Source organism: Gammaproteobacteria bacterium, assembly GCA_013214945.1.
In the GTDB taxonomy this organism is placed as follows: Bacteria; Pseudomonadota; Gammaproteobacteria; order Enterobacterales; family Psychrobiaceae; genus Psychrobium.
The window spans coordinates 13936-28231 of the sequence record JABSRT010000032.1; the positions used below are offsets into that span (position 1 = coordinate 13936).

Annotated in this window: 13 protein-coding genes; 5 read left to right on the top strand and 8 right to left on the bottom strand. The window is 39.7% G+C overall.

The window, feature by feature from the left end:
• Nucleotides 1-398 precede the first annotated feature (398 nt).
• Complete coding sequence (locus tag HRU23_18480) at nt 399-1460, top strand: 3-oxoacyl-ACP synthase III (protein ID NRA56131.1); 1062 nt, start codon at nt 399-401, stop codon at nt 1458-1460.
• A 52-nt stretch (nt 1461-1512) separates the two neighbouring features.
• On the opposite strand, the gene HRU23_18485 is transcribed toward HRU23_18480, so the two are convergent.
• Complete coding sequence (locus tag HRU23_18485; GenBank protein ID NRA56132.1) at nt 1513-1938, bottom strand: hypothetical protein; 426 nt, start codon at nt 1936-1938, stop codon at nt 1513-1515.
• Nucleotides 1939-2742: 804 nt separating this feature from the next.
• Here HRU23_18485 and HRU23_18490 point away from each other — a divergent pair.
• On the top strand, nt 2743-3624 hold the full coding sequence (locus HRU23_18490) for a serine protein kinase RIO (protein NRA56133.1): 882 nt from the start codon (nt 2743-2745) through the stop codon (nt 3622-3624).
• A 3-nt stretch (nt 3625-3627) separates the two neighbouring features.
• Nucleotides 3628-4716, top strand: a complete 1089-nt coding sequence (locus HRU23_18495; protein NRA56134.1) for a CZB domain-containing protein — start codon at nt 3628-3630, stop codon at nt 4714-4716.
• A 29-nt stretch (nt 4717-4745) separates the two neighbouring features.
• Here the strand turns inward: HRU23_18495 and HRU23_18500 are convergent, their stop codons facing one another.
• Together HRU23_18500 and HRU23_18505 are read right to left on the bottom strand one after the other, a co-directional pair.
• Nucleotides 4746-5804 carry a site-specific integrase gene (locus tag HRU23_18500; protein ID NRA56135.1) on the bottom strand — a complete coding sequence of 353 codons (1059 nt, stop codon included), beginning with the start codon at nt 5802-5804 and terminating at the stop codon, nt 4746-4748.
• A gap of 269 nt (nt 5805-6073) precedes the next feature.
• Nucleotides 6074-7282, bottom strand: coding sequence for a DEAD/DEAH box helicase (locus tag HRU23_18505; protein NRA56136.1), 1209 nt, complete (start codon nt 7280-7282; stop codon nt 6074-6076).
• A 360-nt stretch (nt 7283-7642) separates the two neighbouring features.
• On the opposite strand from HRU23_18505, the gene HRU23_18510 reads away from it, so the two are divergent.
• Both HRU23_18510 and HRU23_18515 read left to right on the top strand, forming a co-directional pair.
• On the top strand, nt 7643-9274 hold the full coding sequence (locus HRU23_18510; GenBank protein NRA56137.1) for a methyl-accepting chemotaxis protein: 1632 nt from the start codon (nt 7643-7645) through the stop codon (nt 9272-9274).
• 157 nt (nt 9275-9431) lie between these two features.
• Nucleotides 9432-9809, top strand: a complete 378-nt coding sequence (locus HRU23_18515) for a hypothetical protein (GenBank protein NRA56138.1) — start codon at nt 9432-9434, stop codon at nt 9807-9809.
• 1146 nt (nt 9810-10955) lie between these two features.
• On the opposite strand, the gene HRU23_18520 is transcribed toward HRU23_18515, so the two are convergent.
• The 5 genes from HRU23_18520 to HRU23_18540 all read right to left on the bottom strand — a co-directional run bounded on the left by HRU23_18520 (nt 10956) and on the right by HRU23_18540 (nt 13892).
• Nucleotides 10956-11759: a GNAT family N-acetyltransferase gene (locus HRU23_18520; protein NRA56139.1), complete on the bottom strand. Its 804-nt coding sequence runs from the start codon at nt 11757-11759 to the stop codon at nt 10956-10958.
• Between the two features lie 4 nt (nt 11760-11763).
• The gene (locus HRU23_18525) at nt 11764-12207 is read right to left on the bottom strand and encodes a DMT family transporter (GenBank protein NRA56140.1); all 444 of its coding nucleotides are present in this window, start codon (nt 12205-12207) and stop codon (nt 11764-11766) included.
• A 1-nt stretch (nt 12208) separates the two neighbouring features.
• Nucleotides 12209-12835, bottom strand: coding sequence for an NAD(P)H-dependent oxidoreductase (locus HRU23_18530; GenBank protein NRA56141.1), 627 nt, complete (start codon nt 12833-12835; stop codon nt 12209-12211).
• Between the two features lie 84 nt (nt 12836-12919).
• Nucleotides 12920-13510 carry a Crp/Fnr family transcriptional regulator gene (locus HRU23_18535; protein ID NRA56142.1) on the bottom strand — a complete coding sequence of 197 codons (591 nt, stop codon included), beginning with the start codon at nt 13508-13510 and terminating at the stop codon, nt 12920-12922.
• Nucleotides 13511-13682: 172 nt separating this feature from the next.
• Nucleotides 13683-13892, bottom strand: coding sequence for a cold-shock protein (locus tag HRU23_18540; protein ID NRA56143.1), 210 nt, complete (start codon nt 13890-13892; stop codon nt 13683-13685).
• Nucleotides 13893-14296: the final 404 nt, after the last annotated feature.

Here is a 14296-nt window from a genome sequence, read left to right on the forward strand (position 1 = left end):
GAAGCTCGGTTAGTTTTCGTCCACGATTTTAAGAAATAACAACGTTTTTTGTATTCTTTGAGAGTATTTTTAAACGGTTACATAATATATGTTTCGTTTTAAGCTTTAATTCACCAACCTTTAATCGCGTAACAAGATCATAATTTAAATGTAATTAACGGTATAACGCGGCATATTTCCCAGTAAAAACCGCCAGCATGATAGGACGCTTCAAGCTAAGTATATTCATGTGTACTCGAACGAGTGTCGGCAGGAGGCAGACTAAGGTATAATCATTTTTTCTGTAGGGTTTACGGTGACTTAATATTTGCTTCTCTAGCTAGAAAATGACCTTACGAGGATGTTATTTAAATCATCCCTGTTTCATCTTTATGTTTTTTATGGATTTTCACTTTAACATGCAATATTCACGCGTTTTTATCGATGATATTAGTTATCAACTAGCCCCCCGCATTATTTCCAGCGTAGAACTCGAGAACAGGCTTGAGCCTGTCTACAAAGCGCTGCGTATTCCCAAGGGGCAACTCAAGGCTTTTACCGGTATCGTGGAGCGGCGTTGGTGGAATGAAGGCTTTCGCTATTCCGATGGTGCCATTGCGGCGGCGAAAAAATGCCTCAATAAAACCAAATTTGATATTAAAGACATTGGTGCAATTATATATACCGGCGTCTGCCGTGAGGCTTATGAACCTGCTACTGCTTGCCGTGTTGCGGCCAAACTTGGCGCCAATAGCCATACGGTGGTTCATGATATTAGCAATGCTTGTTTAGGGGCGCTTAACGGTATTATTGATATCGCTAATCGCATTGAACTGGGCCATATAAAGGCGGGTTTAGTGGTTTCTTGTGAATCGGCCCACAGCATTGTTGAAAGCAGTATTGAACATTTGTTAGCAAACCCAACGATGGCGGTATTTGCCGATACCTTAGCGACATTAACCGGGGGCTCTGGCGCAACCGCTATTTTGCTGACCGACGGCTCATTTAGCAAAGAGCAAGGTTATCAGTCTCTTAGCGGCCATAAGTTATTAACAGTGACCAGTCGAACCTCGACCCAAGATTTCGAAATATGTCATTGGGGCATGGAGCCTGTCGCGCCAGGACTTTATAAAGAAGTGATGACAACCGATGCTGCACTGTTGCTTAAAAAAGGCATGGCGCTGGGCAATGTTACTTGGCAAGATTTCTTAGTTGAATCAAACTGGCAAGCCACTGATGTGGATAAATTGATCAGTCATCAAATTGGATCGGTAAATCGCAGGCACGTGCTGGAACAATTAAAAATGAGCGAACAACAAGACTTCATTACCTTTCCAACACTTGGCAACATGGGCACCGTATCGTTACCGATCACAGCCGCAATTGCGACCGAGCAAGGCGCATTGAACAAAAATGACAAAGTCGCTTTTTTAGGCATTGGCAGTGGCTTAAGCTGTATAATGATGGGCCTTGAGTGGTAACAAAGCCGTTGTTATAAAAACGGTATTTAAGAACATGGGGTTAATAGCTATGTTATTTATTTCGTAAAGAGAAAAACCAGCCACTGATAAATAGGCCAACATTAAGCATTAACCACGGCCAAGGCGGTGCCGCAGGGGTATTAAGTTCAACAAATATCGCGGCTCGCACTGTAATAAGTAATGCACTGATACCAATCAGCGGAATGGCAAACAAACTCCAGCGCTCATTATTTTTAAAAGGGATCGCCAATAAGGTGATTAATATGAGCGCTAGCAATAACATTAAGCCGCCTGCACCATTTAACATCGCTTGAAATAATACCCTGATCCCGGGCGCTAAGTCGTGCCATGCATAAGTTGTTGCATCCGCGTGATACGACAAGTAACTGTCACGCAATGCGTAAATTAACCCGCCAACCAGCATCGGCGAAACAGCCAAACTATGGCATATCATTGCGATTTTTTTTGATTGCGTCATGGATAGCTTCACCTTAGTATATCTTTCATTCATTGATCCACGCTTGGCATGGTAAGATCGAATTATACTTAGCTTTATTAAAAATATCAGCTAATTAGGACGCTGAATATTACTTACCATAATGCCTTACAACCTAGTACGTTGCGGGAATTGTTCTTAAAACGTGAAAATACAATTGATATTCAAGGTGTCACAGCGTGTTCTGTTTTGATTACAAAATTAGTAAACACCTGAAATTCGCCTCAAGATCGGTCTGTTGTTTAAACGAAAATCGATATTAAACAGAACGTGCGATAACGACCTTTGTATTTGAAGATACAGAGTTGCCGTTTGAGCGGACGTGGTCGATTAAAGATAATTTTAAGGGAGGATTACCGCACCAACGACACCAATCAATATTGCCACAAACAAATACTATAGAGAATAGATTACACCTTCAGAGTGCAACCCAGTTTTTTAACCACCGCTATTTGCGACTGAGCATCTAGTAATGACACAAGGGGTTGAGCAAAGATGGGCTATGCGAAGATAGTTTTGTCGCCAAGTTATACCAACGACTGACGAGCTTTACCTAAAATAAACAGACAGTGAATTTAGGGACTGATACTATCATTTATCTTATGTTATTATAGTAGCAGTAAGTATAATACATATTAAATACAGTCGATTAGGGTATTACACCCTACATTAAATGTGACATTATTAATAACAGTCACCGACTATCTTCATCTTAAAGCTAAAGTGCAGTAAAAATAATTGCAAACTAAGATATCATCCTGCGTATAACTAAGGTATAAACGCGCTATGAAAATTCCAAAACGTATACAACCACTGGTTAACGATGGCCTCGTTGATGAAGTGATTAGCCAATTAATGAGTGGTAAAGAAGCGACTGTTTACATGGTGCGCTGTGGCGAAGCCATTCGCTGCGCCAAAGTTTACAAAGAAGCAATGCAACGCAGCTTTAAAAAAGCTGCCCAATATCAAGAAGGCCGTAAAAGCCGAAATAGCCGCCGCGGTCGCGCTATGGAAAAAGGCTCAAAGTACGGCCGCGCCCAACAAGAGCAAGCTTGGCAAAATGCCGAAGTTGATGCCTTATACAAATGTGCAGATGCAGACGTTAGAGTGCCGATACCTTATGGCTGTTTTGATGGCGTATTGTTAATGGAGCTTATTACCGATGATAACGGCGATGTTGCCCCACGACTTAATGACGTGATGATGTCTGCTGAACAAGCGATTGAAGATCATGAAGTCATGATGGTCTATATTGCACGCATGTTATGTGCAGGCATTATTCACGGTGATTTATCAGAATTTAACGTCTTACTTGACCCTTATGGCCCAGTAATTATCGACATGCCACAAGCGGTTGACGCTTCTGCTAATAATAACGCCAAGGCGATGTTGACCCGTGATGTCGACAATATCACCACCTATTACGCACAATTTTCACCACAACTACAACAGACAAAATACGCACAGGAGATGTGGTTTCTGTATCAAAAAGGCAAATTATCCCCTGATACTAAGTTAACGGGCCATTTTGATGAAGACACCAGCGTGGTAAACGTAGACACGATACTTGAAGAAATAAAAGCGGCGTTTGAGCAAGAGCAAGAAAGATTAGAGCGCATCAGCAATGCAAATGCCGATGAATTCGATCTCATTAAAGAAAGAGAGTAAAAAATGTTCATTATGCAGTCAAAGTATACAAAGTTAGCGCTAGAACATGACAAGTTACAACAAGAAATTGAACAGTTAAAATCACAAAACAACGAACTGGATCAACAAAACAAGTCGCTTGCTCAGCAACTTGAACAGGCAGTTGATAGCTTAGATGTTGAGTTTGAAAAAAAATTACTGCAACAAGCGATAACATGTATTAATCAAGTTGAAGGTGTTCGTAGTACTGTCCTTTCTTCATATCAAGCTATTGATTTAGAAAGCAAATCAAGCGATAGGATTAATGGTTTACTTGAAGTTTCAAGCAATTCACTTAGTCACATTATTGGTGAGATGGAAGGCCTAACGTTCAAAATGGGCGCTTTAACAACAAATATTTCTGGCTTGTCACAAATGGCTGACAGCATTAATACCTTTGTAGCAACCATATCAAGAATTTCTGACCAAACCAATTTGCTGGCATTAAATGCCGCCATTGAAGCAGCGCGTGCCGGTGAAGCTGGCAGAGGGTTTAGCGTGGTTGCCGATGAAGTGAGATCGCTCGCTAATAATACCAATAAATCGGCAAGTGAAGTGGCCGAGTTAGTGACACAAATAATAAAATCAACCGATGAAACGGTTGATTCTGTTAGCGATATTCAACACAGTAATCAAGATTTATCAACGGGAGTTACGACGCTCAATAACGATTACACATCGATTATAAACTGCTGTACTTCAATGAAAACCTCGATTAATCAGGCGTCATTACGAACTTTTATTCAAACGGTAAAGTTAGATCACGTTGTCTGGAAAGGCGAAATTTACGCAGTAGCCATTGGCGCTAGTAATAAATCGGTAGACGATTTCGCCGATCATACTATGTGTCGATTGGGACAATGGTACCAAGATGAAGGGGCTGCGGCTTACAATAGTCTTGCTGCATTTCGCCAACTAGAACAGCCTCATAGAGAGGTGCATCGCAATGGTGTTGAAGCATTAGTGTTACTAAAAACTGGCGATAAACATCAGGCATTAAAACACATTACCCTGATGGAAGACGCCAGTAATTTGGTGATGAATTACCTGGATGACATTGCAACTAATTGTTAATTATATTCATTTCAAAATACTAATCACTTTTAAAATAAGTGATTAGTAATAGCCTCATCCATTTGATCTTGCGCAACATGCACATAAAGCTCGGTAGTTTTAATTGAAGAGTGCCCCATCAGACCCGCAATAATTTTTAAATCAACCTGATTATTGTAAAGTCTGGTGGCGTAACTTCTCCGAATTGAATGGGGTGGAATGTGTCGAGATTGATCCATTAGACCAAACTTTTGACATAATTTATAAATGCTGTGATTGGACAAGCAATACTTTGATAAGTCATCTTTTGGTGAATAAGAGTCATTGATCTTTTTGTCAGCGTTTTTTTTCTCAGTACGGCTTAGTTCAAACGAACGGTCAATTGCATCATTTTTATAAATTCGCATAAACACTGGACCGGGGCTATTACCACGTACCGCCAACCAATTTTTTAAACGCGCCAATGTTTTAGGGTGCATCGCCACTTGTCTTACCTTACCGCCCTTACCTGAAAATTGTAAACGACTATTGATCAGATCTAAATTAGTCATCAATAATCGAGTCACTTCAAATCGTCGTAAACCACAGCCAATCAATAAAGAAAAAATTGCCATGTTACGACGCTGCGCATTAAAGTGGCCGCTAAATTGTTGGAGGAAAATTTCAAAGTCATCGAAGCTTATAATTTCATGGTTACGCTTGCCACCGGCTAACGGTAAATTGACCGAACATATTCGATCGTATTGCAGCTGACTTATTTGTTCTAACAGGTATGCCTTTTTCAACACACCTTTAACTATTGCGCCATACAAGACAATAGTGTCTGGCGCTAAACCTGCCGATTCCAAAACTAACACTAATTGATTCATGGTATGTAAATCAAAATTGGCCCAATTAATATCGTAAAGCGATTGTTGATTTAAATGCCGGGCAATTGATTGTAAAACAGAACGTGCGGTATCTTGTGATGACTGCTTACGCAAACCGTTAATATACGTATAAACCGGACAGTTTAGATCGACTTTTATTAGGCTACTGGTGATTGATGTACTGTAGGGAACGACTGTCTGGTGGTTTAATATCCGGCTAAGCCGATGTGGCACTGTCACTACTTACTACTCTCTAATGATTTAGGCTTATTATACCCTTTTTAGGTCAACAATAAGTATTCTAAATGTATATTTAGGAACCTTATTATTATGTTAAATAGACTAGCGAAACTTACAACAAGAGAGCCTACGAATAATTCATTACAGTAATGAATTATTCTATTGGGGATTTATTGGTAACTGGAGGCCGTATAATTTACAGCTGAGTTTGTTTTGACAACGTTGATGATATCAGGAGATATTTAAAATAATATCTCCTAATAATTAAATTAAATAGTTTTGTTGCGACGTTTTTGAGCGGTACGACGATTGGCCTTTTTATCGCGCGGCGCTCGTTTACTTTCACTGTTGACCTGTTGATCTGTTACTGGAAATTGTTCGAGTGTAGTTAGTGGCAATTCTTTTGAGGTAAGCTTTCGAATAGCATCTAATGCCACCATTTCACCGTGACAAACCAAAGATATTGCTAAACCGTTTTTACCTGCGCGTGCCGTGCGACCAATTCGATGAATATAGACTGGTGCGCTAGCCGGTAAATCTAAATTAATAACTACAGGCAGATTTGAAATATCAATGCCGCGGGCAAGTACGTCGGTCGCAATTAATACTTTTATTTTTTTAGCGTGGAAAGCAGCCAAGGTTTTTCCGCGTTCAACATGATCTTTGTCACCATGTAACGCAGCAACATTAACCCCCGCCTTAGCAAGTTTTTTTGCAAAAGAATCGACACTATCGCGTGAGCTAATAAATACAAGCACTTGCGGCCAGTCGTTTTGAGCGAGCAACCATAGTAATGCTTTTGCTTTACTGCCTTTATTGAGCAAATACAATTTTTCTTCAATGGTATCAACAACAGTATTTAGGCTATGCGCTTGAACCCGTTGTGGATTATTGAGTTGGGCTAAGGCGAGTTGCTCTAAGGTATTGCTTAGCGTGGCAGAGAAAAATAAGCTTTGACGATTACTCGGTAAAACCGTCATTATTTTTTCAATGTCTGACCAGAATCCCATATCAAGCAATCGATCGACTTCATCTAAGACAAGATGTTTAATAAAACTGGGATCTATCAATTTTTGATTTAGTAAATCGAGCAAGCGTCCGGGAGTTGCAACAACTAGCTGAGTACCATTGGCGATCTTATTGAGTTGTGTATTTTGAGCGACACCGCCACATAAAGTCACGACATCAAGATCCAGTGACAAAGCAATCGGCAATAGCGACTCGCTAACCTGTGATGCCAACTCTCTCGTTGGCACGATAATCAAAGCTTGAATTTTTTTGTTATTGGCGCTGAGCCTTTGTAAAATTGGTAAACCAAAGGCATAAGTTTTACCACTGCCCGTCTGTGCTAGCGCTAATATATCTTGGTTTGAAAATGCGATAGGAATAGCTAAACGCTGGATTTGGGTCGGTTGCTTTATGTTACTTGGCAACGCTGAAATTATAGTGGTGGATAAGTTTAACTCAGAAAATGGCATCACAATGGGACTATCAATAACAATTAAAAATGGAGTCTAAGTTAGCTGATTAGATAAGTAAACAAGTATTGCGGTTTTATCATTGATTAACTAAATAATACGTCTAAAGCTACAGAGTCTTAATTTCAAGTCGATAATTTAATTAACATCACTATAAATAATATTTATAGTGATGTTAATGGTGTTTACCTTGACCACGTAATAAATAACGATTAACATCATGACCTTAAAGTAATATCAAGTTGTAGATGTTAAATAAAGATACTATTTCTAGTGCTGTTATAACCCTACCCTTTTTAAAGCCCTGGGCACCTAAGCTGCCAAATTGAACAATCCTGTTTAAATATTATAGGAAAATTTATGAACTTTCAAAGTCTACGCGTCAAATACACGACCATGTTTTTAAGTGCTGCAGTTTTTATAACAGCATTAATATTAATGTACGTTTCATTAATTAGTACCATGGAAGGAGGGTTGGTCAGTTTAGGTGAAAAATTTAATCCGGCTATATCGGCAGTCATTAATGCCGATCGCGATTTATATCAAGCGCGGGCTGCAGAATTAGAAGTGATTTCGCATGGAGAAGATCCAGCTCAGTTCGAAGCCCTTCACGAAAATTATAGCGAAAATGCTCAACAAGCTATCGACCGGATGCGAAAATTCCAGCGATTAATGTCACAACACCCGTCAATCGTTCAAAACACCCAAGGGGTCGAAGTACAGTATTTAAGATGGAAAGAAGCTTCTTCAAGAGTATTTTCATTGGTTAAAGCGAAAAACTTTAGCCAAGCAAGACAAGTTTTAAATGGCGAATCTCTTAATGAGTTTAACAAATTGCGTAAATATTATGATGCAGCATCCGAAGCAACCGACGAGCAAAGCTTGGCGCTGAGCTCGGAAATATTAGCCAGTGTGACAACCCAAGAGAATGTGTTGCTGCTTATTAGTTTTTTTGTCGTTATTGGCACGTTAGCCATTGGCTTTATCGCCCCTAAAACCATGTCTGATGCCTTAATTGATTTAACCGAAAAACTCCAGGATATCAGCCAGGGTGACGGCGATTTAACCAAGCGAATTAACTCAAACCGACCAGATGAAATTGGTGACATTGCCAACAGTCTCGATCAATTCGTCAACGATTTAGGTATTCTTATCGGAAATATCGCCAATGAATCATCGCAGTTAGTTAATAGTGTCGATAAAATTAGTGACGGTACGCAGCAAGTTAATAATGTAAGTGCACAACAACTGGATGAAATGGAGCGAATCGCTAATGCTGTATTGCAAATGAGCGACGCAATTAATGAAGTAGCAACCAATGCCCAACTCACCAGCAACGAAATTAAGCAGGTAAATGAGTTAACGGTTAAAGGTAGCGAAATAACTCAGGCTACCGTTAAAACGATTGAAGGGGTATCGAAAGCTGTTGGTGATGCATCGCAAGTAATTAGTCAATTATCTGAAAACTCAAAAGACATTGCCAGCGTAATAGATGTAATACGAGGCATTGCAGAACAAACTAATTTACTGGCTCTCAATGCTGCTATTGAAGCAGCGCGTGCCGGCGAGCAAGGGCGTGGTTTTGCGGTTGTAGCCGATGAAGTTAGAACCCTAGCCAGTCGGACCCAACAATCGACTCAAGATATTCAAAAAATGATCGAGAATATTCAACAGGGTGTGACGCAAGCCGTGATTTCGATTGAACAAGGTCATAAAGCGACCCATGAGGGAGTTGCTTTAGCCAAACAAACGTTAACAGGACTTGATGAGATTAGCCTTGCCACAATTCGAGTGTTAGAAATAGCCACTAAAACTGCTACCGCCAGCGAGCAGCAATCGTCTGTTGCCAATGAGCTAAGAGATGGCTTGGACTCCTTAACCCAAAGCAGCCGTGCCAATGTTTCGACTTCGGATCATAATGGCGAATTGGCGATGCAAACGAAACAATTTGCTAACTCCTTGAGTGAAAGCGTTAGCCATTTCAAACTATAACCTGTTGCACGGCTCGATCAACCCGATCGAGCCGTGGTACAAAATAAACACCAGACAAGTCCACTTAAGACAAAACATTACGGTAACGAATTTAATCTAACAAAGTAAAGCACCTTAGTTCCTGATATAATATATAAAACATTTAATCAGAGCCAACATGAGTTCAGCTAATACCCTAACCAATGACCAAGCCTGGTCTACTTTTCTTGCCGACGCTAAACATCACTATTTAAATAATTCACAATACTTAATTGGCGAGCAGATGAGTGACGATATTTTTTTAGCACTATTTCTCGCCACTGATCGAAAAAATACGTTAGTTAATCTCAAAGCTGTGCTTAACCCAGACTCATACAAGAAATTTCTCAACCTGTACCGAGTCTATAAAAGTCGAAGTAATGCCAGCACTACCCTATTGAGCATTAGCAAATATAATTTTGATAACCTCAATGCACTAACAAATCAGCTGGGTTATCAATCGAACAATGAAACGATTGAATTGTTATGGAGTTATTACGTAGAAAATCATGGCTAACGAGTAAATCAATCGTATTACAACTGCAGTAAATACAATTACAAATAGCAGTAGGCGCTCTAGCTAACAAATAATTTGTGGATAAGTTTTTGATACCTACCCGAGGATTTTCTATCATAACTCACTCACGTGTGGGTAACTTCTAATTATTAGATTAGTTACCCACAGATATAAGTGATGATGCGCTATCTTAATAAATAAAGCAGAGCAGGCCAAAACAGCATACTGTAATATTTAAATATATTGTAGATGATCGATCTGAATCGAGCGCACGCTTAAATTAAGCCACCTAACTTAAGTTTTTCCCGACCGTTATCTGATGTTTTGCACTAACATTAGCTTGGAAATTTGTTTTTATTAGATCGCAACATTTATAGATCTACTGCAGGGAACTCAATGGTTCAGTGTAAAAGGTCGCATAAAGTGATGGTGACGATATTCGCTGTTTTCTGATTAGCGACGATAGCACTTAGTTTTCAAAACAGCATAAAAAAACGGTCCGTTACAGGATAGGAATTCTGATTATCAACATTGGGGAAATTACTTTTTCGTTGATATTATAACCACAATTAACACGGCTGATTTACCTAGTCTGTTTTGTTCTCAAGCACAATACCAGTCGAACCAAAAGCTCGGTAGTTGGTATCCTCCATCAGCGGTGATGTTGGCCAATGGTTACCCGGTCCGGTCGGAAAATATTTCCCTCACAGTATTGTGAGTCGGATGTTAGCGTTACCGCCAAGAGATTTCAAGATGGATTCTTATATGGAAATGAAGCTATATTTACCAAAGTTAGTTAAACCCAAAACGAGTACGTTTTCTGTCTAGCGACGTCACTGAATTGTCGAACGATTTAGCGTTGTTTTTACCCTTCTATGATCTTCAATTTTGGTTATTATTGGACTAATTGCAGTCGGATATTGAGTTTAATCATTTCGCTAAAATGCCAATCACATATTCGCGCGCACAAACAACGTGCCAGATGTTGCTACTAAAATAGCAGAACTTTCTGATGTTAAAGCTGCCACCAGTTAACTTAGGGTTAATTATTAAGACTAGGTTATTAACGCTTAGTTATGTTCTAATAATATGACCAATTAGAGCATAACTTAATGTTATTACGATATATTTTAATTCTACTGAAGCTTATTCGCAGGCAATAACATTATTGAGTTTTTGATAGTTTTTAATCGTGAACTGCGTCTTAAACCCTAAGCTATCATACAAATGTTTTCCGGCCACTGAAGCTTGCAGCACTATCGTTTTTACCTGACTATTGCCGGCTCGTTCAATTAACTGCTGCATTAACCAACGAGCAATACCTTGGCCTTGAGCCGCTGTTGCGACACCTATTTGATGAATACCAACAACAGTGCCCGTTTTATAACACAGCGCACTGGCGATATTTTTACCATGAAGATTAACCAGTAATAACTCAATCGTCGAGTCAGCAACTAAATGTTGAACAACGGCCCTATCGATTTGATAACCAAATGCTTCACTGCCTATCGCAACCCAATCTTTAACATCGTCGCTGGTTACAACCGGTGTCAGCATAAGTTCGGTTCGGCTGACTTGGCCACTAACGGCCACCCCATATTTGTGATCACGGGTATATTGGCTTAGGTCTAAATACATCGCGCTTTGTTCAAATTGACAGTGCCAGCCATGAGTAATTAGCCATTGCTCTAAGCTAATATTCGCTTCACCTGCCAACGTTGGTGTTGGTTCAGACCAAACCGGAACAATGCTCTGGCTGGTAATGGCTTTAAACTCAAAAGTAGATGTCGTAATACCCTCGCCTTGTGGTATCGCTAAATTAAGCCAACACCGATGTGGCCAACTAATATTACTAAATATTTCAGTGCCCGCACCAGCCGCAACATTAATCGCACCATACTTGTGCCAAAGCCCAACCAAGTTGGCTAAATTTTGTTGTTTAAAATCCATAGTGTTAATTCCAATTAATAATAAATAGCCCAAATATTAGGGTAAAAATACCGCTCACTTTTAGCATGCTAATGGGTTGAACTGGCAGGTTAAACCAACCAAAATGGCTGGCAATCATCGCAATGATAATTTGACCACTAAGTGCGTAAGACATCATTGTGCCTACGCCCATTAACGGGATTAAATAATAAAACATCGCAACAGCAAATGCGCTTAACAAACTGCCACTAAACCATAAGTACCACGGAATGACTTTAATTTGGGCCATTGCCGGATACTCTTTGGTTAAAACCACCAGCGCGACCAAGCTAAAAATGCAACTAAATAAGAACGCGATGCTGGTGCTCAGCATCGAATTTTTAAGTAACACCCCCAGTTGCGCATTCATTGTTCCTTGGGCGGCAATTGCGCCACCAGCAATAAACGCCAACAAAGCTAATAGATTCATGTTAAATCTCCTGCACCAGTTGCTCGTAGTCTAAGCGTACTTTGGGCTGTGCTGCCTGCACATCATCTTGATGTCGATAACCAATTGGGCAAATTGCGGTGCTGGTTAAGCCCTGCGCTGTTAAGCCAAGCACCTCATCATAACCTTGACTGTCAAAACCAGTCATCGGGCAACTATCAATCTGCATTACCGCGGCACTGGTTAATAAATTACCCAAGGCAATATAAGTTTGTTGTTTCGCCCATAACACAGCCTGCTCAGGAGATAACGAACTAAGAGATGATTTTAGATAATCGGACATCCTATTAATATCACGGGTTGTGTCGGTATTTACTTGCGTGAATTTGGCGATGTACCGATCTACTATCTCATCAATTGGCACAGTGGCGGCAGCAAAAACGATAAGGTGAGAGCTATTGGCAATTTTGTCCTGCCCGTATGAAAAAGGCAATAAACGCTGGCGAACTTGGTCTGACTTAATGACTAATATTTTATAAGGTTGTAAGCCATAACCCGAGGGGCTTAAACAAATAGCGTCTAGTAATAATTTAACCTGGCTATCGCTGAGCTTTTGATCAGAAAATTGTTTGACAGCATAACGCCATTGCAGAGCTGATAATAAATTCATAATCGTTGTCCTAGTTAGTTAATGTAAGCTTCAATGACACAATAAAATGTTGGCAGAGCTAGCGCATTAACATAGGTTGATAGATTATAAGTTTTTCCTAATTCGACTTAATTGAGTGGGGGTAATGCCAAGGTGAGATGCGATATGATATTGCGGTAGTCGATTGACTAAATTAGGGTGATCGGCAATAAAGTTGAGATAACGTTTGGTTGCATCTTGCTGAACCAGGGATATTTCACGTGCATCTTTGGCTAATAGCCAATTTTTTTCTAGGTAGTAAATTTGAAATAACTTCAGATCTTCTCGCTCAACCATTAACTTACGGTAGCCCAAAAAATCAATTTCTAATAGTAAGCAATCTTCCAACGTTTCAAATGTTAGCAGTGAAGGGGTCGCTGTTAACAAAGCAGTCATTGAGCCAGGAAATGCCCCTTGATCAAAAAAATTCTTATTGTAGAGGTTACCGTTATCATCGGTTGAAAAACCGCGAACTAATCCTTGGTAAATATAGGCATAGGAAGTTGGTATTTCACCAGCACGGTAAATGATTTGATGTTTAATTAATGACTTAAAACGAGTAATGCGTTTAAATGCCTGCCACGTTTGATCGCTGATCTCACTATATGATGCAAGTGTAAGCCGCAATGCCGCTAAGGCACCTTTTTGCTGATCCACTACCGTTACCCATTAATTTATATAAAGTTAATGACTAATAATGCCAACTTTCAACAAATATTGATATCACTATTTTTAACGAATTTAGGGCATAAAAAAAGGTAAGCCCCTTAGGTCTTACCTTTATAACGACAGCTATACTGTCATTAGCATAAGCTAATAAAGTTGCTAATTAAAGAGCAACGATGTTCTCAGCTTGTGGACCTTTCTGGCCTTGAGCTACAACGAACTCAACTTTTTGACCTTCAGCAAGAGTTTTGAAACCGTTACCAGTGATTTGGCTGAAGTGAGCGAAAACGTCAGGGCCGTTTGCTTGCTCGATGAAACCGAAACCTTTAGCTTCGTTAAACCATTTTACAGTACCAGTAGTTGCAGTAGACATAATATATCCTATTAATTAAAGAGTAATTTTTTATAACCTGATAACCAGGTTGACGTGCTAAAAAAGAGTGCTATTACTTATAAAAAACAGGACGAAGAACAAAGTTGAACATCGTTGTTATAAACATAAATATAGGTCGTTCCTTAAAGCTGCGTGTAGTATATACCAAGAACTTGTGGAGTCAATATTATTTTGTTCATTAATTAACCAGAGGTGTTCGTTAGAATAAAATTCAGCCACTTAATGATTAACATCTGTCCTAGTTATGAATGCAGTGACAGGCCCGTGTAATCAGCTTGCATCGCAATCGAATACCACAAAATTTATCCTGTAAACTATCGTCGCCATCGACCAGTAAACAGCGCTCGGACATCAGCCAAGTCTTCTGTGATTGTTTGCTACCC

What these genes read in the sequence shown, in the direction of transcription:
- HRU23_18480 (NRA56131.1), top strand. Translation starts at nt 399, where the DNA reads ATGCAATATTCACGCGTTTTTATCGATGATATTAGTTATCAACTAGCC.
- HRU23_18485 (NRA56132.1), bottom strand. Translation starts at nt 1,938, where the DNA reads ATGACGCAATCAAAAAAAATCGCAATGATATGCCATAGTTTGGCTGTT.
- HRU23_18490 (NRA56133.1), top strand. Translation starts at nt 2,743, where the DNA reads ATGAAAATTCCAAAACGTATACAACCACTGGTTAACGATGGCCTCGTT.
- HRU23_18495 (NRA56134.1), top strand. Translation starts at nt 3,628, where the DNA reads ATGTTCATTATGCAGTCAAAGTATACAAAGTTAGCGCTAGAACATGAC.
- HRU23_18505 (NRA56136.1), bottom strand. Translation starts at nt 7,282, where the DNA reads ATGCCATTTTCTGAGTTAAACTTATCCACCACTATAATTTCAGCGTTG.
- HRU23_18510 (NRA56137.1), top strand. Translation starts at nt 7,643, where the DNA reads ATGAACTTTCAAAGTCTACGCGTCAAATACACGACCATGTTTTTAAGT.
- HRU23_18515 (NRA56138.1), top strand. Translation starts at nt 9,432, where the DNA reads ATGAGTTCAGCTAATACCCTAACCAATGACCAAGCCTGGTCTACTTTT.
- HRU23_18520 (NRA56139.1), bottom strand. Translation starts at nt 11,759, where the DNA reads ATGGATTTTAAACAACAAAATTTAGCCAACTTGGTTGGGCTTTGGCAC.
- HRU23_18525 (NRA56140.1), bottom strand. Translation starts at nt 12,207, where the DNA reads ATGAATCTATTAGCTTTGTTGGCGTTTATTGCTGGTGGCGCAATTGCC.
- HRU23_18530 (NRA56141.1), bottom strand. Translation starts at nt 12,835, where the DNA reads ATGAATTTATTATCAGCTCTGCAATGGCGTTATGCTGTCAAACAATTT.
- HRU23_18540 (NRA56143.1), bottom strand. Translation starts at nt 13,892, where the DNA reads ATGTCTACTGCAACTACTGGTACTGTAAAATGGTTTAACGAAGCTAAA.